Annotated in this window: 19 protein-coding genes and 1 other annotated feature; of the genes, 8 read left to right on the forward strand and 11 right to left on the reverse strand. The window is 43.8% G+C overall.

The genetic code is table 11. The features are described from left to right. Positions 1 to 48: 48 nt before the first annotated feature. Positions 49 to 969, reverse strand: a complete 921-nt coding sequence (murQ, locus tag AB4307_RS07745; RefSeq protein WP_050651903.1) for an N-acetylmuramic acid 6-phosphate etherase — start codon at positions 967 to 969, stop codon at positions 49 to 51. A 45-nt stretch (positions 970 to 1,014) separates the two neighbouring features. Continuing rightward, positions 1,015 to 2,130, reverse strand: a complete 1,116-nt coding sequence (locus tag AB4307_RS07750) for an anhydro-N-acetylmuramic acid kinase (RefSeq protein WP_372131554.1) — start codon at positions 2,128 to 2,130, stop codon at positions 1,015 to 1,017. 121 nt (positions 2,131 to 2,251) lie between these two features. Here AB4307_RS07750 and nagZ point away from each other — a divergent pair, with 121 nt between their 5' ends. From nagZ to tyrA, 3 genes are all read left to right on the forward strand, one after another. After that, positions 2,252 to 3,241, forward strand: a complete 990-nt coding sequence (gene nagZ / locus AB4307_RS07755) for a beta-N-acetylhexosaminidase (RefSeq protein WP_372131556.1) — start codon at positions 2,252 to 2,254, stop codon at positions 3,239 to 3,241. Between the two features lie 246 nt (positions 3,242 to 3,487). Next, the gene (locus AB4307_RS07760) at positions 3,488 to 4,561 is read left to right on the forward strand and encodes a 3-deoxy-7-phosphoheptulonate synthase (protein WP_017059354.1); all 1,074 of its coding nucleotides are present in this window, start codon (positions 3,488 to 3,490) and stop codon (positions 4,559 to 4,561) included. Positions 4,562 to 4,662: 101 nt separating this feature from the next. After that, complete coding sequence (gene tyrA / locus AB4307_RS07765; RefSeq protein WP_017056144.1) at positions 4,663 to 5,790, forward strand: bifunctional chorismate mutase/prephenate dehydrogenase; 1,128 nt, start codon at positions 4,663 to 4,665, stop codon at positions 5,788 to 5,790. Between the two features lie 143 nt (positions 5,791 to 5,933). On the opposite strand, the gene AB4307_RS07770 is transcribed toward tyrA, so the two are convergent. From AB4307_RS07770 to ettA, 3 genes are all read right to left on the reverse strand, one after another. Further along, positions 5,934 to 6,944, reverse strand: coding sequence for a M23 family metallopeptidase (locus AB4307_RS07770; protein WP_102321445.1), 1,011 nt, complete (start codon positions 6,942 to 6,944; stop codon positions 5,934 to 5,936). A 49-nt stretch (positions 6,945 to 6,993) separates the two neighbouring features. After that, on the reverse strand, positions 6,994 to 7,362 hold the full coding sequence (locus tag AB4307_RS07775) for a PilZ domain-containing protein (RefSeq protein ID WP_371724422.1): 369 nt from the start codon (positions 7,360 to 7,362) through the stop codon (positions 6,994 to 6,996). 90 nt (positions 7,363 to 7,452) lie between these two features. Beyond that, on the reverse strand, positions 7,453 to 9,120 hold the full coding sequence (gene ettA, locus AB4307_RS07780) for an energy-dependent translational throttle protein EttA (RefSeq protein WP_017056147.1): 1,668 nt from the start codon (positions 9,118 to 9,120) through the stop codon (positions 7,453 to 7,455). Between the two features lie 263 nt (positions 9,121 to 9,383). On the opposite strand from ettA, the gene sltY reads away from it, so the two are divergent. Further along, on the forward strand, positions 9,384 to 11,333 hold the full coding sequence (gene sltY / locus AB4307_RS07785; RefSeq protein ID WP_102321444.1) for a murein transglycosylase: 1,950 nt from the start codon (positions 9,384 to 9,386) through the stop codon (positions 11,331 to 11,333). 172 nt (positions 11,334 to 11,505) lie between these two features. Continuing rightward, the gene (gene trpR / locus AB4307_RS07790; RefSeq protein WP_102394033.1) at positions 11,506 to 11,799 is read left to right on the forward strand and encodes a trp operon repressor; all 294 of its coding nucleotides are present in this window, start codon (positions 11,506 to 11,508) and stop codon (positions 11,797 to 11,799) included. A 128-nt stretch (positions 11,800 to 11,927) separates the two neighbouring features. Here trpR and yjjX read toward each other — a convergent pair whose 3' ends face one another. The 6 genes from yjjX to bamD all read right to left on the reverse strand — a co-directional run bounded on the left by yjjX (position 11,928) and on the right by bamD (position 19,597). Continuing rightward, positions 11,928 to 12,449, reverse strand: a complete 522-nt coding sequence (gene yjjX / locus AB4307_RS07795; protein WP_017059359.1) for an inosine/xanthosine triphosphatase — start codon at positions 12,447 to 12,449, stop codon at positions 11,928 to 11,930. After that, complete coding sequence (locus AB4307_RS07800) at positions 12,412 to 14,790, reverse strand: putative bifunctional diguanylate cyclase/phosphodiesterase (RefSeq protein WP_017059360.1); 2,379 nt, start codon at positions 14,788 to 14,790, stop codon at positions 12,412 to 12,414. Before AB4307_RS07800 ends, yjjX begins: the two co-directional genes overlap by 38 nt. Positions 14,791 to 15,123: 333 nt before the next feature. Next, positions 15,124 to 16,299: a prephenate dehydratase gene (gene pheA, locus AB4307_RS07805; RefSeq protein WP_017059361.1), complete on the reverse strand. Its 1,176-nt coding sequence runs from the start codon at positions 16,297 to 16,299 to the stop codon at positions 15,124 to 15,126. A gap of 12 nt (positions 16,300 to 16,311) precedes the next feature. Further along, positions 16,312 to 16,433, reverse strand: a sequence feature (Phe leader region). A 110-nt stretch (positions 16,434 to 16,543) separates the two neighbouring features. Next, entirely contained in the window at positions 16,544 to 16,879 is a 336-nt protein-coding gene (gene hpf / locus AB4307_RS07810; protein ID WP_004735034.1) for a ribosome hibernation-promoting factor, HPF/YfiA family, read from the reverse strand. A 424-nt stretch (positions 16,880 to 17,303) separates the two neighbouring features. Next, positions 17,304 to 18,728 (reverse strand): MltF family protein, encoded by a 1,425-nt coding sequence (locus tag AB4307_RS07815; RefSeq protein ID WP_346393666.1) that lies wholly within the window; start codon positions 18,726 to 18,728, stop codon positions 17,304 to 17,306. Positions 18,729 to 18,868: 140 nt separating this feature from the next. Continuing rightward, positions 18,869 to 19,597, reverse strand: coding sequence for an outer membrane protein assembly factor BamD (gene bamD / locus AB4307_RS07820; RefSeq protein ID WP_017059363.1), 729 nt, complete (start codon positions 19,595 to 19,597; stop codon positions 18,869 to 18,871). 137 nt (positions 19,598 to 19,734) lie between these two features. Between bamD and rluD the strand changes: the two genes are divergently transcribed. The 3 genes from rluD (at position 19,735) to clpB (ending at position 24,168) form a co-directional block, all read left to right on the forward strand. Beyond that, the gene (gene rluD / locus AB4307_RS07825) at positions 19,735 to 20,709 is read left to right on the forward strand and encodes a 23S rRNA pseudouridine(1911/1915/1917) synthase RluD (RefSeq protein WP_017056156.1); all 975 of its coding nucleotides are present in this window, start codon (positions 19,735 to 19,737) and stop codon (positions 20,707 to 20,709) included. A gap of 2 nt (positions 20,710 to 20,711) precedes the next feature. Continuing rightward, a complete protein-coding gene (gene pgeF / locus AB4307_RS07830) occupies positions 20,712 to 21,452 on the forward strand; it encodes a peptidoglycan editing factor PgeF (RefSeq protein WP_372131558.1) in 741 nt (246 codons plus the stop codon). A 142-nt stretch (positions 21,453 to 21,594) separates the two neighbouring features. After that, the gene (clpB, locus tag AB4307_RS07835; protein WP_372131560.1) at positions 21,595 to 24,168 is read left to right on the forward strand and encodes an ATP-dependent chaperone ClpB; all 2,574 of its coding nucleotides are present in this window, start codon (positions 21,595 to 21,597) and stop codon (positions 24,166 to 24,168) included. The last annotated feature ends 341 nt before the right edge of the window (positions 24,169 to 24,509 follow it).

Genomic DNA, 24,509 nt, shown 5'->3' on the forward strand with positions numbered 1-24,509 from the left:
CGCATGTGTACTGGTCTTTTTGTTTGTAGTGAGAGTAACAGAAGCAGATTACTGATTATTCTCGACGGCTTTTCTCAAGAAGCCATTTTGCTTATCAAGCTGAGCCTTGGCTAACTCTAAATCTAGCCCTGTTAGAATCATCAAAATAGATAACTTCACATCGTAATCAGTCGCTTTAAGTGTCGACACCGCCAGTGCTTTATCGCACTCCGTTGCTTGGATAACGATACGAGCGGCGCGGGCAACCAACTTTTCATTGGTCGCTTTTACGTCGACCATAAGGTTTTGGTAGCTCTTACCAATGCGAATCATGCTGGCAGTGGTCAGCATATTAAGCACCAGCTTTTGTGCTGTACCTGATTTGAGTCGTGTTGAACCAGTCAATGCTTCTGGGCCAACCACCGGGCTAATTGCGATTTGAGCGATTTCAGCAATTGGAGAGTCAGGGTTACAAGATAATGCAACCGTTACTGCGCCAAGCTGATTGGCATAGTTGAGTGCACCAATCACGTAAGGTGTGCGACCGCTCGCAGCAATACCTACCACGACATCATTTTCTGAAAACTGAATCGCTTTCAGATCTTCAATGCCGAGAGTTAGCGAGTCTTCTGCACCTTCTTTGGCTTTTAAAATCGCCTCTGGTCCGCCTGCAATTAAGCCGATAACCATTTTGTCCGAAACACCGAAAGTCGGTGGGCATTCTGAGGCGTCTAACACACCTAATCGACCACTGGTGCCTGCGCCCATATAAATCAGTCGACCACCGTTTTGAAAGGCATGAGCAATTTTATCGACCGCTTTCGCGATCTGTGGCAGTTCCGCTTCAATCGCCAGTGGGACTTGTTTGTCTTGTTGGTTAATCTTTTCAACCACTTCGAGAGAGGTGAGCAGATCAATATCCATAGTGTCAGGGTTTCTCCCCTCCGAAACGAGGTGCGAGAGCGCTGATATGAGAGCGTCGTTACTCATAATGATCCTTAAATGGTGATTCTAAAATTATGGTTCTAAAGTTGTTTAGTCAGCTCGATAGAGAACGCCTAGAGAGGCCGCTCTGCTTGCGCCAGTCACTTCTGGTAAATTGCTTGGCAGTTTATGAACATGACGCTGAGCAAGCCACGCAAAGGCCATTGCTTCCATGTAATCGGCATCCACGCCTTTACTGGTGGTTGAGTCAACCTCCCAACTTGGAAGCAGTTCAGACAGTCTCTTCATCAACAATGGGTTTCTTGTACCACCGCCACACACATACAGTGCAGGCTGGTTACCCAAGCGATAAGTCTCCACTTCATTGGCTATCGTCAATGCGGTGTATTCACAAAGCGTGCGCTGAACATCTTCTACTGCAAGATCTTTAAATTCTGTTAATTGTTGCTCTAGCCAAGGTAGGTTGAATAGTTCTCTACCAGTACTTTTCGGTGGCATTTGAGATAGATAAGACTCATTTAACAACTGTTCGAGTAAAGCTTGATTGAGTTGACCTTTAAGCGCAAATTGCGCATCACGGTCAAACTTCTCACCCGTGTGTTTATCAACCCAAGCGTCCATCAACATATTGCCCGGACCTGTATCATAACCAAGCGTTGGCTGATTAGGGCGCAGCACTGAAATATTCGAGATACCACCAATATTCAACACCACAACTGAGCTGTCTTGTGGCTGGAAAATAGTATGGTGGAAGGCAGGGACTAATGGCGCACCTTGTCCGCCTAATGCCATGTCTTTACGCCTGAAATCGGCAACCGTTTGAATCTGTGTTTTAGCGGCAATGATGTTGGCATCACCCAACTGCATGGTAAATGGAGATTCGCCGCTTGGCTGGTGGAATACCGTTTGACCATGATTACCAATCGCAGTCACAGAAGATGCAGGTGTACCTGACTTTTCGAGAAGTTGCAAAACCGCATCGCCAAACAGATGGCCAAGCTGGTGGTCGAGTTCTCCAATGGCAATTAAATCGGTTTTCTGACCAATACAAACTTCAAGCAGACGCGCTTTGAGGTCGTCAGGCATTGGGAACTCATCATGAGCAAGCAATGTGATGCGCGTATCTTCAATCGACACTAAGGCAGTATCAACACCGTCCATACTCGTCCCTGACATCACACCGATATACAGTTCTTTATGATCCATTTCTAAGCTCTTGCACTGCATTCTTAAAGTCTTCCACAGATTGGTTTAAAAACATTGTAAAGCAAATTTAAAGAGAATAATCTCGGGAAGTTTATGAAATTAGGTTTAATAAGGGATAAATATGGGACCGTTGTGGGTTGATGTTGCAGGCTACGAGCTGACAGCTGAAGACAGAGAAATTTTAGATCACCCAACTGTTGGTGGTCTCATCTTATTTGCTCGAAACTACCACGATAGCAAACAGTTATCGGCGTTAAACAAAGAAATTCGTAAGGTAGCGAAACGTCCTATTTTGATTGGTGTCGATCAAGAAGGTGGCCGAGTTCAGCGCTTCCGCGATGGCTTTTCAATTATCCCAGCTGCTCAAGAATTCGCGACTAAGAATAATGGCGAACAGTTAGCAGAACAAGCGGGCTGGCTGATGGCGGCAGAATTGATTGCCCACGATATCGATCTGAGCTTTGCGCCAGTATTAGACAAAAGCCATGACTGTAAAGCGATTGGTAGCCGAGCGTTTGGCGAAGATATTGATACTATTGTTCGTCATAGCAGCGCTTTCATCAAAGGCATGAAGTCGGTTGGCATGGCGACGACAGGCAAGCACTTCCCTGGACACGGTGGCGTGATTGCTGACTCACACTTAGAGACGCCATATGACCCTAGAGACGACATCTTTGAAACAGACATGGCAATCTTCAAGGCGCAAATTGAAGCTGGAATATTGGATGCCATGATGCCAGCTCACGTGGTTTTCTCTCACTATGATGATCAACCTGCGAGCGGTTCACAGTATTGGCTGCAGAAAGTATTGAAGCAGCAGCTTGGGTTTAAAGGCTTGGTGTTCTCTGATGATTTAACGATGGAAGGCGCTGCCATAATGGGTGGACCAGCCGACAGAGCGAAAGCGGCCTTGAATGCAGGTTGTGACATGGTGTTGATGTGTAATAAACGAGATGCACAAATTGAAGCTCTGGATAACTTAGCGATTCAAGAGGTGCCTTTAGCCAACTCATTGCTTAAAAAACACAGCTTTGATTTGTCGAAACTTCACTCGGATGCTAGGTGGAAAGAGACCTCAGAGACGATTAAGCGAATGCTAGGCAGTGAGTGATAAATAAACACATAATAATTTTAGATAAGGCGATATGATAAATATCGCCTTTTTTGTATGTGTGATCCATGGTTTAAACCTATTTATCTCTTAGAGTGAGCTAAATTCAATGTGTAAGATAAAATTTACAGTTAATGTTTTTTATTGTTTACACTTGCAATCGTTTTTTTAGCTGTTATTGTGTTTTTAAAGATTGTTAGCCCAAATGGAAATGTTGGGTGTAAAAATAAATATACAGGTTGAGTTATGCAGAAAAGTGAATTAAGCAATGTCAATATCATCGACGAACAGGTACTGATTACTCCTGAGGAGTTAAAAGCAAAACTGCCTTTGAGTGATAATGCTCGTCGTTTCATTCAAGAGTCTCGTCAAACTATCGCAAACATCATTCATAAGAAAGATCATCGCATGCTTGTTGTATGTGGCCCATGTTCTATCCATGACATTGAAGCTGCGAAAGAGTACGCGAAACGCCTAAAAGCCTTATCTGAGCAACTTAGCGATCAACTGTATATTGTTATGCGTGTTTACTTTGAGAAACCTCGTACCACTGTCGGTTGGAAAGGTTTGATCAATGACCCACATCTAGACGGCACTTTCGATATTGAGCATGGTCTGCATGTTGGTCGTGAACTACTTGTTGAACTCGCTGAGATGGAAATCCCACTAGCGACTGAAGCATTAGACCCAATTAGCCCGCAATACCTAGCAGATACCTTCAGCTGGGCGGCTATTGGCGCTCGTACGACTGAATCTCAAACTCACCGTGAGATGGCAAGTGGTCTTTCAATGCCAATCGGTTTTAAAAACGGCACCGATGGCAACCTAGGCACTGCAATCAACGCAATGCAGGCGGCTTCTTCTAGCCACCGTTTCATGGGTATCAGCCGCGAAGGTCAGGTTGCACTACTAACAACGCAAGGTAACCCAAATGGTCACGTGATTTTACGTGGCGGTAAGCAGACGAACTACGATTCAGTATCGGTACACGAATGTGAGCAAGAGCTGGGTAAATCTGGTTTAGAGGCAGCGCTAATGGTCGACTGTAGCCACGCGAACTCTCGTAAAGATTTCCGTCGCCAACCTTTAGTTGCAGAAGATGTGATTCACCAAATTCGTGAAGGCAACAAGTCGATTATCGGCCTGATGATTGAAAGCCATATTAACGAAGGAAACCAATCTTCGGATATACCTCTCAATGAGATGAAATACGGCGTTTCTATTACCGACGCGTGTATCAATTGGGATTCAACTGAGGCACTATTGAAGCATGCACATACGGAATTAGTCCCGTTCTTAGAGAACCGTTTGAAAGGTTAGTCAGAGTTTTAAATTTAAGTGCCTCATCTAATGGGGCATTTTAAGATCTGTTACTAGCGAAATCAGCGTTAGTACGGGCTTATAGATTAGTAAGGAATAAAATGGCCGTTGAACTGAACGAATTACGCGACCAAATCGATGCTGTCGATAAACAAATGTTGGATTTACTTGCTCAGCGATTGGCTCTAGTAGAGAAAGTCGGTGAAGTAAAAAGTGAACATGGTTTACCTATTTATGTACCAGAGCGTGAGGCTGCAATGCTGGCATCTCGTCGTCAAGAAGCCGAGAAAATAGGGGTTCCACCACAGCTAATCGAAGATATTTTGCGTCGTACTATGCGTGAGTCTTATGCCAGTGAGAAAGATTCTGGTTTTAAGTGTCTAAACCCAGAGTTACGTTCAGTGGTTATCGTTGGTGGTAATGGTCAACTTGGTGGCTTGTTTGGTCGTATGTTCAAACTGTCTGGCTACGAAGTAAAAATCCTTGGCAGCCAAGATTGGGATAAGGCCGACGAAATCTTAGATAATGCTGGGCTTGTGGTTGTTACGGTTCCAATTCACCTAACGGAAGGTGTGATTGCGAAGCTAGGTAATCTACCAAGCGATTGTATTCTATGTGATTTGACGTCAATTAAATCTAAACCTCTACAAGCAATGATGAACATGCATCAAGGCCCAGTAGTTGGATTGCACCCAATGTTTGGTCCTGATGTTCCTAGCCTTGCTAAGCAGGTGATTGTTTACAGTGATGGTCGTGGTTCTGAAAGTTACCAATGGCTACTGAATCAATTTGGTATTTGGGGCGCGAGCCTTTGCCAGATGGATGCAGCTGAACACGATCACGGCATGACCTTGATTCAAGCACTTCGTCACTTCACCTCTTTTGCTTACGGCTTGCACCTGAGTAAAGAGAACCCGAACATTGATCAACTTCTGAAACTAAGCTCACCAATCTACCGACTTGAGATTGCGATGGTTGGTCGTCTATTTGCTCAAGACCCGAACTTGTACGGTGATATCATTCTGTCTTCGGATGAGAATATAGAGATGATTCGACGCTTCCATAGCTGTTTCGGAGAAGCGTTAGAAATCCTAGATGGCAAAGATAAGGCTAAGTTTGTTGAGAGCTTCAACCAAGTGAGTGATTGGTTTGGTGACTACTCACAACAATTCTTGCAAGAGAGCCAAAGTCTTCTAAAACAAGCACATGACTCGATTCATCGTGGTTAATACTGATTTGAAATCATAAAAAAGAGCGACCATCTGGTCGCTCTTTTTGTTTGTGCTGAACGCTATGAAAGCATTTTGCCTACAGTAGACTAAAAGCAATTAGACCATCATAGGCCAAATCAACAGGTCTTAGCTATTAACAACTAGTTAGTCGTGATAGGTTTTTTGCTATCTTCACTCGATACGGTGTCGATGGTCGAGCTAATGTAAGGCACGTTAGTCAGGTTGATCTGCAAGCGAACCACATTATCAATCAGCTGAACGAGTGGGCCCCACTTAACCTTTTTCTCTTTCTCGAACACGTAGTTGAAGTTTTCCGGTGTCCAATCCATCAAGTATTGAGGGTTCAATGAACGACCAAGGAAGCGTACTTCATAATGCAAGTGTGGGCCGGTTGAGTTACCTGAGTTACCACAGCTCGCAATCACATCGCCTTTACTCACAAACTGACCGCTACGTACCTTGAACTTCTGTAGGTGCGCATAAGAACTCATGAAACCAAACGAGTGACGCATAGTAATAAAGTTGCCGAAGCCTTTTTTACTTGGGCGTACCGTTTCAATGACTCCATCTGCGGGCGCGACAATATCTTCACCACGCTTACACGTTAGATCGATACCAGTATGTACATGGCGTTTCCCTGAAATAGGGTTAGTGCGGCTACCATAAGAAGAAGATATACGTTGATAAGCCATCGGACTGTCGTTTGGAATCAAGCGGAACATTGTGGCTCTTACTGCTGAATCGACTGCAGCCGCATCAATGCGATCTTCTAAAGAAATATCATCGGTAAGCAGATCTTCATCAGCAAGACCCAGTACTGATTCCACATCGAATACACGCTTACCAAGTAGCTGAATCGTGCCTTCTTTCTCGGTCAGTGTTTGCGATAGCGAATGGTTGGTTTCTACTTGCTCAGCATAAAGAAATTCTGTTTGTTCTTTTTCAACAATCAGTGTTTCAATCAACTGTTGGGCATCACCCGCTTGCAGTGCGAGTTCTTGTTTACTCTCGAAGTGCATGTACGCCGCTCCGCCAATCAATAGCGGTACTGAAAAAATGGCAGTAGTGCAAATGAGCACGGCTTTACGGCCGAAGTAAAACGTCTGTTCCCCCTGACTAGAGGGAATAGTAATGGACACTTTTTTAGACATGGTTCTGTATTAACTAAATGCTTCTAATAGAAAAAGGGTAATGGAGATATTATTCCTTGCCTAAGTCGGTAAGGTGTTCAATCTCTCTATAAAGCAGGTCATTGTCACCAACATTAAGCTCAACAAGGCGCTTAAGGTGGCTGATACTATCAATATCTAAATGCTCTATGCGTAAACGCATTGAGGTATTGATGGTAGAGACTATCGTTGCTTCTAACTGAATATTGATATCACTGTTTTCGAGTTTAAAGCTCACTTGAACAGGGACATCATGGCTAAGTTGTTTTGATTCATTGCATTGAATGAGTAAACCATGGAGTGATAAGTCTTGCACTGAGCCTGATACCTTTACTTGTCCTTGTGAGATCTCAGTCGGGACTTGATAAATAACTCGTGAAAATTGACGTCTTTCAACCATAAGTAATCTCTCTATATCGATGCATTACACGTAAGCCAGATATATCAAAGGCCGCTATTATCGCGGCCTTTGTTCAAAATACAAGCTTATTTACTTAGCTATACGCTTGTACTTGATACGGTGCGGCTCTGCCGCTTGTGCGCCTAGAGTCTGCTTAAGCCACTCAGTGTACTCAGTATAGTTACCTTCGTAGAAGTTAACTTGACCTTCATCACGGTAGTCTAAGATATGGGTCGCAATACGGTCAAGGAACCAACGGTCATGCGAGATAACCATTGCACAGCCCGGGAATTCAAGCAGTGCTTCTTCAAGAGCACGTAGCGTTTCAACGTCAAGGTCGTTGGTAGGCTCATCGAGTAGCAGTACGTTACCGCCCGCTTTTAGCAGTTTCGCTAAGTGAACACGGTTACGTTCACCACCAGAAAGCTCACCGATGATCTTCTGTTGGTCGTTGCCTTTAAAGTTGAAACGAGAACAGTAAGCACGCGCAGGGATTTCGAAGTTGTTGATCTTAATGATATCAGCGCCTTCAGAGATCTCTTGGAATACTGTCTTAGTGTCGTCCATGCTGTCACGGAACTGATCAACAGAAGCAAGCTTAACGGTTTCGCCTAGTTCAACTGTACCTGAATCTGGCTGTTCTGCACCGCTTAGCATCTTGAATAGTGTTGATTTACCTGCACCGTTGGCACCAACGATACCGACGATTGCACCCTTAGGCATGCTGAACGATAGGTCGTCGATAAGAACGCGATCACCAAACGATTTAGTTAGGTTGTTCACTTCAAGAACTTTGTCACCTAGACGCTCACCTGGCGGGATAAACAGTTCGTTAGTTTCGTTACGCTTCTGGTATTGGCCAGTTGTCAGTTCTTCAAAACGAGCCATACGAGCTTTAGACTTAGCTTGACGGCCTTTAGGGTTTTGACGAACCCATTCAAGTTCTTTCTCGATTGTCTTTTGACGTGCGCTTTCGCCCGCTTTTTCTTGCTTAAGACGCTCGTCTTTTTGCTCTAGCCAAGACGTGTAGTTACCTTCCCATGGGATACCTTCACCACGGTCAAGTTCTAGAATCCAGCCAGCTGCGTTGTCTAGGAAGTAACGGTCGTGGGTAATCGCCACAACAGTACCACTGTAATCAACAAGGAAGTGCTCAAGCCATGCTACTGATTCTGCATCCAAGTGGTTGGTTGGTTCATCAAGAAGCAGCATGTCTGGCTTTTCAAGAAGTAGACGACAGATAGCAACACGACGACGCTCACCACCTGATAGGAATTCAATTTTCGCATCCCACTCAGGAAGACGAAGTGCATCAGCAGCACGCTCTAGAGCAGTCTCTAAGTTGTGACCGTCTTTTGCTTGAATCAGAGCTTCTAGTTCGCCTTGCTCTTTTGCCAGTGCATCGAAGTCTGCATCTGGTTCTGCGTAAGCTGCGTAAACCGCATCAATACGCTTAAGTGCGTCAGCAACGTCAGAAACCGCTTCTTCTACGATTTCACGAACAGTTTTTGATTCGTCTAGCACAGGCTCTTGTGGTAGATAACCTACTTTAAGGCCTTGTTGTGCACGTGCTTCACCATCAATATCAGTATCAATACCAGCCATGATACGTAGTAGGGTAGATTTACCTGAACCATTTAGACCCAAAACACCGATTTTAGCGCCAGGAAAAAAGCTAAGAGAAATGTCTTTAAGAATTTGACGCTTAGGTGGAACAGTTTTGCTCACCCGAGACATGGTATATACGTATTCAGCCATTGCCGATCGATCCTAATTATTGTTCAAAATTGTCTGTTATTTTATACCAATATCCTCAAAGATGTTACTCCTAGGGCAGAAAAGCCACTCTTGAACAAATCCTTACCTATTATTGTCACATTGGTCATTAAAACTATATTTAATGGGCTTCTGAGGCGAAGTGTTAAATATTAATAATATTTACACTCAAATCCTTTACATTTGATGTGATGTCGGGCGTAAATAGACTTCACGTATTCATACACGCACTAAGGAAAGAGCGAATGTTTTTCCGCATTGGTAATACGAAAATTGCTGTGGCTGCATCGGCAATTTTGTCTTCGGTTTCACTGGCTCCGGTCGCTATGGCTAGCAATGCATCCGAGCTTGAAATGCAGCGTGACGTTTATGACAAAGCGCAAGAGGTTTTAGACAGCCGTGATCTAAAAGCTTACTCCGCGCTGCGTAACAAAATTCAAACATACCCTTTAACACCTTACACCGATTATCGGGCCTTTCTGATTGGCTTAGGTGATCGCACACCTGCTGAGGTCGATGCTTTCATTGAAGAGAACAAGGCATTGCCTTTCTCCAATCGAATGCGCGCACCTTATTTGGACTCATTGGCTTCTCAAAAACAGTGGAAGACGATCCTTGAGTTTCAAACCAAAGAGCCTGTCGGTGAAAAATACCAATGTATTTATTATCGAGCGCATTACGAGCAAGGTAACCAAGAGCTTGCCTTTAAAGGAGCTAAACAACTTTGGTTGAGTGGTAGTGGTGTTGATGACGCTTGTGACCCTTTATTTAAAAGCTGGGATCAAGCTGGGCTAAGAACTGATGAGCTGATTCTGGATAGAATGCTGCTAGCGTTCGAGGGCCGTAACGGTAAGTTAATGAGCTATCTGATTAAGCAATTGGATCATGATGAGTCAATTGCTCAAGCGAAGCAGATGAAGGCGTTGTACAACAAGCCTGAAAATGTACTCGCGTTTGCTAAAAAACATCCAGCGAATGAATTCTACCAAGCTCAAACCGAGTTTGCTTTCGAGAAGCTAGCAAGGAAATCATCAAGCAGTGCTCAAAAGGTGTTTGATGATGTCATCAAGGCTCAGAAGTTTTCGAAAGAGAAATCTCAAGAGCTCGCTGATTACCTAACGTTTCGTCTGATCAACACCGACTCTGAAGAGTTAATGGTGTGGCGCGACAAAATGCTCGCGAGTTCATCAAAGCAAGTTCTGCTGGAACGACGTGCTCGCTTAGCAATTCAACATGCCGATTGGACGGGTTTGAAAGAGTGGATAGCGCGCTTGGATGATAAACATCAGGCTTCGCTTCGTTGGCAATATTGGCAGGGCAGAGCTGAAATCGCGACGGGCGATACTGACAAAGGCAATAAGCGACTGTCAGATATCTTGGGTCAGCGTAATTTCTACAGTGTGGCTGCGGCTAAGCAGTTAGGTAAGCCAGTTCAATATCCAACATCGACACTTAAATACAATGCTGAAACAGTGAAGCCATTCGACACCTCTTTGGTGCGTATTGGTGAACTGATTGACCGAGACAAAATTGCGGCAGCGAAAAGTGAATGGCGCTGGTTACTGACCAATGCAGATAAAGAGCAAAAAGAGATGCTTGCCGCTTACGCTGCGACACAGCGTTGGAATCACTTTACCGTAACAGCGAGTATCTCTGCGAAGATGTGGGATAACATTGCGCTGCGCTTCCCTGTTGCTCATAAGTGGTGGTTTAACTTCTACGCTGAAAAGCACGATCTCGATCCAATCACTTTGATGTCTTTAGCAAGACAAGAGAGTGCGATGGATTCAGAAGCTCGCTCTCCAGTTGGCGCGCGTGGCATTATGCAAATTATGCCCAAGACGGCGCAATACACAGCGAACAAACATAAGATTAAGTATCAGGGCAGCGATGATCTTTATGATGTCGGCAAAAACATTGAGATTGGCAGTCACTACTTAGATGGTTTACTCGCTCAATATGATGACAACCGTATCTTTGCGTTTGCGGCTTATAATGCTGGACCTAGCCGTGTGAAACAGTGGCGTTCACGCAGCGATGAAAAGCTCGATGCCTTTGCATTTATCGAAATGATCCCATTCAAAGAGACACGTGGCTACGTTCAGAATATCTTGATGTTTGAGACCTACTATCGAGATATCTTGGGTGAGAAAGGGACGTTTTTAGCGCCCCATGAGGCAAAAACGAAATACTAAGCCTTCGGCATTTGGCCCGAAACTGAGTAAGAATAAAGGCAGTGAGTGCGAACCATTTCCACTTACTGCCTTTTTACATTGGATCGCATCAAGTGTTTCGGTATAAAGTGTTAAACGCTTTCAATCGTTAAGCGACTCTTTAAAGTCAGAATTTAAAAGTAAGTGTAGAGATATGGCATCACAACCTGAATATGATAATTGGCAACAACTGATGGACTTGGTAAAGACGGCTGTCGAAAAAGATCAGCACGAGCTGTTGTTGACTATGATGATGACACCAGACGAGCGAGATGCTCTGGTTGCTCGAATTAATATCTTCTGTGAGCTGATGAAAGGCGATATGTCTCAACGACAGGTGAGTCAAATGCTGGGCGTAGGCGTAGCGACGATAACCAGAGGCTCAAATGAGCTAAAGGCCAAATCTGAGCAAGAGAAAATCGTGATCGCCGACCTATTGCTAAAGTAATAATGGAATTAAGCTATCACGCGATAGTATGAATACGAATTCGATAAAAAACGCTAACTGGATGTTAGCGTTTTTTGTTTCTGAAGATTGTTCTTGGAATCTTTTGAAGTTTAAGGAAGCCTCAAATACTAAATAGGAAAGTGTTCAGGATTCACAAATGGGATCAGAGCCAAAATTAAAGCTTGATGATAGACCGAACTGCGTGATAATTGGTTATGTGTCAGTAGGCCAATGGCACCACCTTTCTGTTTGATATTGTCGGTACCAAACACTTCATCCATCACATCCCCTAACTCGTTTGCATGCTCTAGTTTCTCAAGCACGGCTGGTGGCAGCATCAGACTTGCTGAACGAGACTCGCCACGTTGGCCATTCGTTTCGATCACCATCCAGGCAAAGGTGACGTTTGTTTCTATTCCCGCTTCTAGACCAACATAGAAGTCTGCATCAGGCTGAGCTTGAGTTGCGTTGTGAACTCGATTCACGGCACCTTGATAGGTTTCATCATTGCTCATCGGTTGATCGGCGACACCACTAGGGACGCTGATGCCTTTGAAATCAAATTCAGTATCAGGAAAAGCAGATAAGAACGCACTTTTAACGGCGTTTATTTTAGCTGGGTTCAGCGATGCGATGATTACAGATTTCATGTGTCGGATTCTTTTTGTTGTCGATTAGATTGAGTTGATGTTGTCGGTACCAGTCACTCAATTCTTCTAGTGGCATGGGTTTACCAAAGTAATAGCCTTGCAGCATATCGCACTGTGCATCCTGTAACCACTGGTGCATGTCTTGAGTTTCAATCCCTTCGGCGGTGACCTTTTTCCCCTGAGCATGACACAACCCGATAACTGGTTTTACGATGTTCTGGTTATCGGTTTCAATTAAGGTATCCAAAAACGCTTTATCCAATTTAATTTTCTGAGTTGGATACTGCACCAGTTGAGTGATAGAGGTGTAACCGGAACCAAAGTCATCAATCGCCAGTCGATAACCCATGCATGACAGCTCATTCAGCAATGGGAAGCCTTCTGAGTTTGAGTAAAAGGTTTCAGTGATTTCAAAATCGATTAGGCTTGGTGGAATTCGATTTAACTCCGCGTGTTCTTTAATGAAACCCGCAAGGTGAGTGGTTTCAATGCCAGCAGAAGATAAGTTGATCGACAATTGAATCGAGTGATCAAATTGAGTCTGAAGTCGATGGAATGAAGCAAACGCATTCTGTATTACCCAGCGGTCAACATGTTCGAACAGCCCGGTTTGTTCGGCTATTGGAATGAACTCATCCGGTGGAACCAAACCAAGTTGCTTTGAATTCCAACGTAATAACACCTCAACGCCAATAACATCAGTCCCGGTAGAATCCATGTAGGGCATGTAAACGAGCCTGAATTCATCATCAAAATTCTTACCTCTAAGCGCACGTTCAATGTCTGCTTGGCGCTGAATGGCTTTGTCTAAATCCCGTGAATAGTCAGCAAATTGGTTTTTACCGGCACGCTTGGCTTGGTACATCGCGGTATCCGCGTTGGACAGAAGCTTCTCGATTGAGTTGCCATCATTAGGGTAGGTCGCAATACCAATACTGACCGTGATCGGAAAGCTGCCTGATTCGGTGACAAAGCCTTTTTGCAGTGGAGTGAGCAAATCGTTCGAGAATCGATGCGCGACATTTCCTCGGTGACTAGGAGCGTTAATGTAGACAACGAACTCGTCTCCAGAAAGTCGGGCTGGCATACAATGAGCGTCGAATTCCTCTTTATAATGACGACAAATATCTGAAATACGCTGAGCAAAAGAAACCAGAATCGAGTCGCCGATTTGATGCCCGTATTTGTCGTTCACAAACTTGAAGTTGTCCAAGTCAAAATAGAGAACCCAGGTTTCGGTATTCGAACTCGGTTTTGGCAACGATTGCTGAACGAAGGTTTGAAACTGATGCCTATTGGCTATTTGGGTTAACTGATCATTTTCGGCCAAGAGCTTGGTTTGCTGGTAGGTGTTGTCTAGCTCTTGGTACATGTCATAAAAACGCTGTGATAAGCGGCCAAGTTCATCACGAGTGCCTAAGCGTTCAATGTTCTTACGTTGTTTTTTTTCGACTTGCTGTAGCTGTCGATCGAGCCGCGTTATTGGAGTAATCACAGTGCGAGACAGAAGCATGAGTAGCAGAGCGACAGTCACAAACGCAGACAGGGCAAACGACAAACTCAGCTTGTTCCAAATTGAATCGAGCTTGTTTTCTAATAGGAATTGCGCCGGATCGACTGTGGCGTAAAGTTCTGGAGCAAGCTTGACTGAGTGGGTGACATCATTTTCCAAAGAAACCGCTATGGATGTGAAGAATAAACTGGTTTGGTAGTCGAACTCTATCTGTTTTCTCAGCGCATTAAATTTGTCGAGAGAGACAGAGACAACAACAAAGAACACATCGTCGGGTTGATTGTTAACGGTTGGGAAAATCGCTTTTCTATCTACCTTGTCATAGTGAACCAACATCCCTTCGCCTTGGGAGTTTTGAATATAGTTGGTACTCGATGTTGCTAAGGTGTCTTGATAGTGCAGGTCAACATATTCCAATATCTTACTGTCAATCTGAGTGCGTGAGTCATTGCTATTATCCGCGTAATAACGCAGTTTTCGATCACCATTAAGAAGCGCTAAACCTGTATAGCTTTCATCGTCATCTTGCAGGAAATGAATGGCTTCTCGAAGATTACTGACCAGTTCAAGATCGCGAGATAGATTTTGATCAGTGAGAAAATAACGCTTCACCATATCACTCTGGGTCAAGGTGTAAGAGTAGCTATTGAGGAACGAACGAGATTGGCGAAAGTATCCGGCTAGTTTTTCCATGTTCAGTTGAAGTGCGTTGTCTTCGCGTTTGATGAAACTGCTTTTTTGCGTCGAATAAATAATATAGCTAGAAGCCGCGGTACTGATCAGTATCACAGGGGCTATTAGTAGTAAGATTTTAGTACTTAGCTTCATAGTTAATGACAACACTATTTATAAATTAAGCGCATAAGTTTATGTTACTTAATGCTTACTCGCTATTAATTATACGTAGTTCGATGATTTCCTGTGAAGGGGGTAAGGTTTTGTCTTTATTGATAAAAAAAGCCACTAATGAGTTTTTGTTAGAAAGGCTCAAGTAGTGGAGAGAGTAAGCGTGCCGAATGTGCGAAACAAGTGAATTGTGTTTCAGGCATGCTAGGGTGAGTTTTCTTAGCGAGAATAGTACTCGACTAGAGGGTGATTTAAGTATTTGGCCTGCTGTAGGCCAAATACTTATGTTAGCTAAAAGCTGATACTCACTTTCAGCTATGACAACTTAACTTGAGTCGCTTTGATGTTCTCACTTGGGTAGCAACCCAACACTTTAAGGTGGCGAGTAATGGCTGTTAGTTCCGTTATCGCTTGTTGCATATTATCTGAATCCAGATGCGCCTCTAAATCGACATAGAACATCTCTTCCCAAGGGTTACCCATGATAGGACGAGATTCTAGCTTAGTCATGTTGATGCCTAAGCGTTGCAGGATCAGTAGTGTTTCTACCAAAGAACCCGCCTCTTGAGATGTCGACATGATGAGCGTTGTTTTCGCTGGTATTTGAGTCGATACTTCAACAGGCTTACGCGCCACAACGATGAAACGAGTGTGGTTCTCTGTTTGGTTTGCAATATTGCTCTGGATTGGCTGTAGTCCATAAAGCTTACCGCTCGATGCATTACCAATAGCAGCTACGTCATTACCACCCAATTCTTTAACTTTTTTCATTGCATCAGCGGTGCTTGCGCAAGACTCAAGGTTGACACCCTTAAGGCGGCTCAAGAACTCACTGCATTGTTGATGAGGTTGTGGATGCGAGTAGAGTGTTTTGATGTCTTCTAAACGGATATCACTTTTAGCAACAAGGCAGTGCTCAATCGGTTGAGAAAGTTCGCCAACAATGTATAGAGTCGTATGCTGTAACAGGTCGTAGACCTCGTTAATTGACCCTGAACTGGTGTTCTCAATCGGCAGGACACCGTAGTCGGCATGGCCAGACTCTACTGTTGATGCGACTTCTTTGAAGTGATTACAGTTCAGCTCAATCAATTCCATATTCTTGCGGCTGAAGTATTCGCGGCTCGCAAGGTGAGAATACGATCCCTTAGAACCTAAGAATGCAACGCGAGCCAATGGTTTACGGCTTTGCGGGTTCGCTAGGTTTTGTAAGTATGACTGTTGTAGTAAAACGGAATCTTCGATGATGGTGTGAAACAGCTTGGTAATGTACTGCGCATCAAGTTCGTATTTATCTTTGCCGTTGTTGATCAGCTTAACTAATAGTTGTTGTTCTCGTACTGCATCACGAACTGGTTTTGATGTCTCTACTTTGCTTTTAGCGACTTCGATACTTAGCTTGCGACGCTCTGAAAGTAACTTCAGGAGTTCGTCGTCTAAATCATTAAGACGAAGGCGGATATCATCCAGTGAAATTGAGCGGTCAGTCATAAATGTGTCCTTATAAAAAAGCCTCCCTAGTGTGGGAGGCTTCTTGTTCGTTTTTGACTTGTTTTTCTAAAACGACTTAGCCTCCGATTTACGGAAGAAAAAAGAAGTCAAAAATAAACAAAGATTGAGTGTGCATAAAAAGTGATTGTTTTATGAATGTTTAAACACAATAAGCAAGCGAGCTACGAGCGTCAAGCAAAAAAATAGCGCCCTGAGGCGCTATTTTTTAATCTGTTCTCTTTCCTTATTCTACTTCAGCTTCTAGCTCTTCGATTTCAGGCTTTTCAGCGCGGCGCGCTTCTGGTTTATGGCGTAGCTTGTTGAGTTGACGCTCTAGTTTTTGTTCTACTTCGTTGATCGCTACGTAGAGGTCGTCATGGATTGATGAAGCAACAAGTTGGCCTTTTGGTACGGTTAGTACCGCTTCAAATTTCTTCTTCTTGTTTGGTTCTTCGCTAAAGCTCGCTTGGCAGCCAATGATGTCTACTTGCCATTTATCTAGCTTTTTAAATTTGCTTTCTATGTGATCACGGATTGCAGAGGTAATGTCGATGTTTTTACCAGTGATGTTCATTTTCATAGAAGTTTTCCTCTGTTGTATCCCTCATGGGTTAACTTCAGATTACGACTTTTAGGAATAAAGAATGTGATCTAGATCTTTTTTTGGTTGGGTGGGATAAGCATTAAAATCAAATGTGATCTTACGCAAGTCTTAGTATCTTTTTGGCGAAAAATGCTTGTTATCCTTATGAAAAACGATAACTTGGAGGCAAGGCTTCGCTAAAAATTAAATCAGTTTTTAGGGGCGTCCTACAGCCTATGGAAAGTGCTTGATTGAAATTTACTCAATAGTGTTTTGTGATATAGGTCTTGTAATATAGGTCGCTACATAAGCTTCTTCAGAATTAGATAAACAAAAGCCGCATAAGTATTCTTATGCGGCTTTTGTGTTTTTTAGCTTTACCTAATACCTTTGGCTCCCCAGCTCTGGGATGGAGGCGATCTTAATCGTTAGTGTTCAGTAATCTCGCTGTGCCGTCCTCTCGGATAGCATTGATAGCTTGTAATTGTTTATAGATTACGAAGTAACGATTGATGTTGGCAACATAGGTTACGGGTTCTTTACTCACGTATTTGCGAGTGATGATTTCTACGTTTTTAAACCAGATGTTTGGGTTGTAACCTTTCTGCTTGGCAATGCTCCTCATCTTTCTGATCTTAGCAGGACCAGCGTTGTAAGAAGCCAAGGTAAAGTAGATTTGATTGTCGGGTGATATTGCCGGGTCGTCAAAATATCGGTCTTTGATAAAGCGCATATACTTCACACCCGCATGGATGTTGTTATCCACCTTATGGATGTTCTTGATGTTGACGTTTTTATCTTTGGCGGTACTCGGTAATACCTGCATCACACCAATAGCCCCGCGATGAGAAATCCGGCTCTGATCCAGTCCTGATTCTTGGAAACCTTGAGCTGACATCATCAAAGGATCAAATTCATACTTGCTCGAATACTTTTCAAAGACATCTGAGAGTTTAGCTACTCGGTCTACTTTATTGGGGTTGAGTGCTCGGCCTAACCAGCGAGTATTGTCGATGTATTTCTGGTAGATGACATTCCCAAGCAGGGTGCCTGTTCGTGCGGTCTTGACGTATTTGTTTATCTCTTTCTTCAGTTGAGGGCTGTCTTTTCTTAAAGCCCAAGCAATACGACCATTTTCTCGTAAAGGTAAGTCGTTATGGACTTGAATGTTTTCCATTACATCGATCCAGAGCTTGGCTTTATGGTTATCCAGAATTGTGCCTTGTATATAACCTTGGTTAACCAGTTCTATCAGCTCGTAGTCTTGTAATGACTCCTCGATAAAGTGGACATGCAGTGGTGGTAAACCTAGCTCGTTAAGCTCCTTATTAACTCTTTGTACACTCTCGAAGTAACTCGAGCTTGCTCGTATCCACACCTCTTTGCCACTCAATTGCTTGATTTCGGTGATAGGTTCGGCCTTTTTCCCTGTGATAATGAGTTCTTTACCATCTTTAATCATCGGATCCGAAAAATCGATGGTTCGTAATCGTTTATCGGTGATCGTTAGGTTAGCGACAGCGACATCACCATAGCCAGACTCTAAAGAGGGAAGTAGATCATCTCGTTGCACGGGGATGATTTGAACATTGAGATAGGGATGTTTCTTACGAAGGCTTTTCTCAAAGTGGTAGAGCATTTCTGCCACGATGCCTTTTGGCTTGCCATCCTCGATGTAATAGAAACCAAGATCGGCAGACACTAGCACTCTAACCGTTCCTTTGGTTTTGAGCACATCCAAGTCACCCATGTAAGGCTTATTGCTTAATGGAGACAGTTCTAATGCGTAGGATAAGTGGCTAAACAGCGATATCCAGATAAATAATAACAACCTACTCACATCCACACTCCATGTTGATGTTTTGTTAAAAGTTATCTTTTGAAGATACCGTGTATTATGCGATCCATCAAGTTTGCGATATGTAGATGAAAAAAAGCGCGCTAGTAAATTAGCGCGCTTTTAGGATTGAGATGTAAGAGGTTTGATTAAGGTAGTGGGTTTAACTCAATCAACTTTTCTGTTCTTAACACAGCGTCATCTAGGCCGAGTTGTTGATAAGCTTTTAGCTGGATATCTAAAGACTTACGCGCAGCAATGGTGTCTGGGTAAGTTTTTTGCAGCTCTTGCGTTCTGTTGATCGCAGCAATCCAAGCTTCGCGGCGTAGGTAGAAATCAGCGGTTGCTAAGTCATACTCTGCTAGGCGGTTCTTAAGTGCGAACATGCGTTTTTGTGCATCTTCAGCATAAGGGCTGCTAGGGAAACGTTCGAGTAGTCGCTTGAAGTCAGCAAACGCAAGCTTCACTGGTTCAGGATCTCGGTCACTACGGTCGATATTAAAAATATCGTGCATGAAGTTTCGATCTTGTGCCATGTGCGTTAAGCCGCGCATGTAAAGAACCCAGTCTTGTTTCTCATGCGTTGGGTTCAAACGTAGGAAACGTGAAATGGTAGCAAGGCCAAGTGCCAAGTCATCATTTTTGTAGTAAGCGTAAATCAGATCGAGCTGTACTTGCTCAGAATAGGCGCCGAATGGGTAACGTGAGTCTAGGGCTTCTAGCTTTTCTATTGCTGAAAGCCAGCTACCGCTCTGCAGTGATTCTTGCGCGTCAGAGTAGAGAACCGATGGTGGTACATCTGGCACTATCTCTTCACTACTTGAACAACCAACCAAGAGTGATACGGCTAATAGACCCGATAAAGTAAGGTGTTTCATGTCAGGCGTCGATTCCTTGAATTAAATATTTCGTAAGCTTCCGTTACTTTCTAACCAGTAACAGATACAATGATGCAATTATTCTATTTTATCCATACTAATGGGTATTAGTCTCACGGTTTTTAAAAAAGTTCGATATGGCTCAGCAGATCACATTAACAGACACAGTAAAAAGCAGCCAGTTAGGTCAACGTTTAGACCAAGCTGTCGCTGAACTATTTACCGATTTTTCTCGCTCTCGCATTAAAGAGTGGCTTCTTGACGGCAAAATCCAAGTGGATGGCGAAGTTATTACTAAGCCGCGCGTTAAGGTTTTGGGCGGTGAAGAGATCATCTTGCAAGCTGAACTTGCAGATGAAGAGCGCTGGGAAGCACAAGATATTCCTCTAGACATTGTCTACGAAGATGATGACTTATTGGTTATCAATAAGCCTCGCGATCTGGTTGTACACCCAGGCGCAGGCACACCGGATGGAACCATACTAAACGCATTGCTTTTCCATTACCCACAGATTGCAGAAGTGCCTCGTGCAGGTATTGTGCACCGTCTTGATAAAGACACAACAGGCCTTATGGTTGTGGCTAAAACGGTTCCAGCTCAAACTCGTCTTGTGCGTGCTCTTGCTAAGCGTCGTATTACTCGTGAATATGAAGCAATTGCAATTGGCAAAATGACCGCTGGTGGTGTGGTAGAGAAAGGCATTAGCCGTCATGCAACTAAGCGTACCTTGATGGACGTAAATGAATTAGGAAAGCCTGCGGTAACTCACTACCGTGTTGCTGAGCACTTCCGCGAGCATACTCGTATTCGTCTACGCCTAGAAACGGGTCGTACTCACCAAATTCGTGTTCACATGTCATACCTTCAGCACCCGCTGCTAGGTGATGTTGCATACGGTGGTCGTGCTCGTATTCCAAAAGGTGCATCTGAAGAACTAACAACTATGATTCGTTCTTTTGATCGCCAAGCACTGCACGCCGTTATGCTTAAATTTGTTCACCCAATTACAGGTGAAGAAGTTGAGTTCCACGCTCCTGTGCCAAATGACATGGTTGTGATGGCTGAAGCGTTACGTGTTGATGCTCGCGAAAACTTGGAAGACGACATTTAATCATGTCGATGATCATCCCTAACTGGAATGCACCAAAAAACGTGAAAGCATTTGCTTCGACACGTTTTGATGGTTTTTCAACTGGTGAGTATCAAGGATTAAACCTAGGTACGCATGTTGGGGATGATACTTCGCTTGTTGAAAACAACAGAACCTGGCTCAAGCAACACGCTAATATGCCTGCAGCTCCGGTATGGCTAAATCAAACTCACTCAACAGATGTCGTTACGGTTTTACAATCTACGGCAGATATTCTTAATGCTGACGGTGCATTTACCACAGCTAAAGGTGTTGTTTGTTCTGCGATGACAGCCGATTGCTTACCTGTAATCCTTACTGATACCAAAGGCACTCAAGTTGCTGCTGTTCATGCTGGTTGGCGTGGTCTTGCTGGTGGAATTCTTGAAAATGCCGTCGCAAAGTTTTCAAACCTAGATTCAGAGAATAAGCTCATTGCTTGGCTTGGTCCTGCAATAGGCAAACAAGCCTTTGAAGTAGGCGATGATGTGTTGGAAGCTTTCGTTAGTTTTGACCCTCAAGCTAAGCTCGCATTTGAAGCCAAAGCTGAACCAGGCAAATGGCTAGCGAATATGTCTCAGCTTGCAACGCAACGACTGAACAAAGTTGGTGTCACTTCTGTGACAGACTCCAATCTATGTACCTTCGCTGATGCGGATGCGTTCTATTCTTATCGTCGTGATGGTATTACTGGGCGCCAAGCTACTTTTATTTGGCTAGAGTAACCTTTAGCTAGTGCAACTAGTCATCCAGTTAATTTATATTTTTATATCAGCTCTATTCTTCATTCTTATCCCTTGAAAATCCGCGTTACCGTATCCATCTTCTAACCATAAGATAAACATATCTAAGAGTAGGAAGGTTGGCATGCGTCTCGATCGATTCACTAGTAAATTCCAAATTGCGATATCTGATGCTCAGTCGCTCGCATTAGGTCGTGATCACCAATATATAGAACCTGTACACCTAATGGTGTCTTTGCTTAATCAAGATGGTAGTGCAATTCGCCCATTGCTCACCATGCTGAATATTGATGTGGTTCAATTGCGTTCTAAATTGAGCGAAATATTAGACCGAGTGCCTAAAGTAAGCGGCATCGGTGGTGACGTTCAGCTATCGAATGCGATGGGAACGTTGTTTAACCTATGTGATAAGGTCGCGCAAAAGCGTCAAGACAGTTACATATCTTCAGAAGTATTCCTACTTGCTGCTATTGAAGACAAAGGTCCTTTAGGAAACCTACTTAAAGAACTAGGTCTTACTGAGCCAAAATTATCTCAAGCTATTGAACAAGTTCGCGGTGGTCAGAAGGTCGATGACCCGAATGCGGAAGATAGACGCCAAGCGCTCGAGAAGTTCACCATTGATCTGACCGAAAGAGCAGAGCAAGGCAAGCTGGATCCGGTAATTGGCCGAGACGACGAAATCCGTCGCACGATCCAAGTACTTCAACGCCGCACTAAGAACAACCCCGTCATTATCGGTGAACCAGGTGTTGGTAAAACAGCGATAGTCGAAGGTTTAGCACAGCGTATTATCAATAATGAAGTACCTGAAGGCTTGAGAGGCCGACGTGTACTTTCGTTAGATATGGGCTCTTTGATTGCAGGCGCTAAATATCGTGGTGAATTTGAAGAACGTTTGAAATCAGTTCTTAACGAATTATCGAAAGAAGAGGGCAATATCATTCTCTTCATCGATGAAATTCACACCATGGTAGGTGCGGGTAAAGGCGAAGGCTCTATGGATGCGGGTAATATGCTAAAACCAGCATTGGCTCGTGGTGAGCTTCACTGTGTAGGGGCAACCACACTCGATGAATATCGCCAGTATATAGAGAAAGATCCTGCGTTAGAGCGTCGATTCCAAAAAGTGCTTGTCGATGAGCCAACCGTGGAAGACACGGTCGCAATTCTCCGCGGTTTGAAAGAGCGCTATGAACTTCACCATCATGTAGAAATTACCGACCCAGCGATTGTTGCGGCGGCAACATTATCTCATCGATACGTTTCTGATCGTCAGCTGCCAGATAAGGCGATTGATCTGATTGATGAAGCGGCTTCGAGTATCCGTATGCAGATCGACTCAAAACCTGAGTCGCTAGATAAGCTCGAGCGTAAGATCATTCAATTGAAGATCGAGCAGCAAGCTCTTACCAATGAAAATGATGAAGCCAGTGAAAAACGTCTTCGAACATTACAAGAAGAGCTTTCTGACAAAGAACGCGATTTCGCAGAGCTTGAAGAAGTGTGGAATGCAGAGAAAGCCGCGCTTTCAGGCACGCAACACATCAAGTCAGAGCTAGAACAGGCTCGTATGGATATGGATTTTGCGAGACGTGCTGGTGATCTTAACCGAATGTCTGAATTGCAATACGGTCGAATCCCAGAATTAGAGAAGCAGTTAGATCTTGCGACTCAAGCTGAAATGCAAGAAATGACACTGCTGCGTAATAAGGTCACGGATGCAGAAATTGCAGATGTGTTATCGAAGCAAACAGGCATCCCTGTTTCTAAAATGCTAGAAGCTGAGAAAGAGAAGCTTCTTAAAATGGAAGGTGTTCTGCATAAGCGCGTTATTGGCCAAGCGGAAGCAGTCGAAGTGGTATCGAATGCGATTCGTCGTAGCCGTGCAGGTTTATCTGATCCGAACAAGCCGATTGGCTCTTTCTTATTCCTTGGCCCAACCGGCGTTGGTAAAACCGAGTTGTGTAAAACACTCGCGAACTTCATGTTTGATAGTGACGATGCAATGGTGCGTATCGACATGTCTGAATTTATGGAGAAACACTCTGTTGCTCGCTTAGTTGGTGCTCCTCCGGGTTACGTTGGATATGAAGAAGGTGGCTACTTAACAGAAGCGGTACGTCGCAAGCCTTACTCGGTGATTTTGTTAGATGAAGTAGAGAAAGCGCATCCGGATGTTTTCAATATCTTATTGCAGGTGCTTGATGATGGACGCTTAACTGATGGACAAGGTCGTACAGTCGATTTTAGAAACACGGTAGTGATCATGACATCCAACCTTGGCTCTTCGAGAATTCAAGAGAACTTCAATACGCTCGACTACCAAGGAATAAAGAATGAAGTGATGGAAGTGGTAGGTAAACATTTCCGTCCTGAGTTTTTGAACCGAGTTGATGAAAGCGTGGTGTTCCATCCATTGGGTCAAGAGCACATTCAGTCGATAGCTGCTATTCAGCTTGAGCACCTTAAGAAGCGAATGGAAGACAATGGTTATGAGCTTGAAGTTTCGGATAAAGCACTCAAGTTGATTTCTCAAGTTGGCTTTGATCCAGTATATGGCGCGCGACCTTTGAAAAGAGCGATTCAACAAAGTGTCGAGAACCCGTTAGCGAAAGCGATACTGGCAGGAAAAATTAATCCAGATAAGAAAGTGCAGCTATTAGTAAACAGCGACCGCATTATTGCTCACCAATAGTTGAAGTAAGAGCGGTAGGTACGATTGGCCGAAATTAAGGCTTAATCGTACCTATTTTAAACGCTTTGTATGAATGGTGTTCGAACGGTCGCCGGTGGCGGCTTTTTTTCGTTTTTAGCCTTGTACAAAGGATTATTCTCTCTATAATGCGCCTCCGTTGCCAAGGATAACCAAGCGGTTTGAACTGAGTAACAAGACGGTGATAAGCATTTAAGATGCTTTGAAAAATTAGCTGGAAAAAGTGTTTGACACTGGAATCTAATCCGCTAGAATGGCCGTCCACTTCGAGAGGCTCCTTACTAAAAGGAAGGCTCAACAAGTAAAGCTCTTTAACAATTTAA

It is taken from the genome of Vibrio sp. 10N.261.52.C2, assembly GCF_041471425.1.
GTDB lineage: Bacteria > Pseudomonadota > Gammaproteobacteria > Enterobacterales > Vibrionaceae > Vibrio > Vibrio crassostreae_C.

Coding starts and splice junctions, on each gene's coding strand:
- murQ (WP_050651903.1), bottom strand. CDS start 969: ATGAGTAACGACGCTCTCATATCAGCGCTCTCGCACCTCGTTTCGGAG.
- AB4307_RS07770 (WP_102321445.1), bottom strand. CDS start 6,944: ATGTCTAAAAAAGTGTCCATTACTATTCCCTCTAGTCAGGGGGAACAG.
- yjjX (WP_017059359.1), bottom strand. CDS start 12,449: ATGAAATCTGTAATCATCGCATCGCTGAACCCAGCTAAAATAAACGCC.
- rluD (WP_017056156.1), top strand. CDS start 19,735: ATGGCTCAGCAGATCACATTAACAGACACAGTAAAAAGCAGCCAGTTA.
- nagZ (WP_372131556.1), top strand. CDS start 2,252: ATGGGACCGTTGTGGGTTGATGTTGCAGGCTACGAGCTGACAGCTGAA.
- ettA (WP_017056147.1), bottom strand. CDS start 9,120: ATGGCTGAATACGTATATACCATGTCTCGGGTGAGCAAAACTGTTCCA.
- AB4307_RS07800 (WP_017059360.1), bottom strand. CDS start 14,790: ATGAAGCTAAGTACTAAAATCTTACTACTAATAGCCCCTGTGATACTG.
- pheA (WP_017059361.1), bottom strand. CDS start 16,299: ATGACTGACCGCTCAATTTCACTGGATGATATCCGCCTTCGTCTTAAT.
- clpB (WP_372131560.1), top strand. CDS start 21,595: ATGCGTCTCGATCGATTCACTAGTAAATTCCAAATTGCGATATCTGAT.
- AB4307_RS07750 (WP_372131554.1), bottom strand. CDS start 2,130: ATGGATCATAAAGAACTGTATATCGGTGTGATGTCAGGGACGAGTATG.
- AB4307_RS07775 (WP_371724422.1), bottom strand. CDS start 7,362: ATGGTTGAAAGACGTCAATTTTCACGAGTTATTTATCAAGTCCCGACT.
- sltY (WP_102321444.1), top strand. CDS start 9,384: ATGTTTTTCCGCATTGGTAATACGAAAATTGCTGTGGCTGCATCGGCA.
- hpf (WP_004735034.1), bottom strand. CDS start 16,879: ATGAAAATGAACATCACTGGTAAAAACATCGACATTACCTCTGCAATC.
- pgeF (WP_372131558.1), top strand. CDS start 20,712: ATGTCGATGATCATCCCTAACTGGAATGCACCAAAAAACGTGAAAGCA.
- bamD (WP_017059363.1), bottom strand. CDS start 19,597: ATGAAACACCTTACTTTATCGGGTCTATTAGCCGTATCACTCTTGGTT.
- trpR (WP_102394033.1), top strand. CDS start 11,506: ATGGCATCACAACCTGAATATGATAATTGGCAACAACTGATGGACTTG.
- AB4307_RS07760 (WP_017059354.1), top strand. CDS start 3,488: ATGCAGAAAAGTGAATTAAGCAATGTCAATATCATCGACGAACAGGTA.
- tyrA (WP_017056144.1), top strand. CDS start 4,663: ATGGCCGTTGAACTGAACGAATTACGCGACCAAATCGATGCTGTCGAT.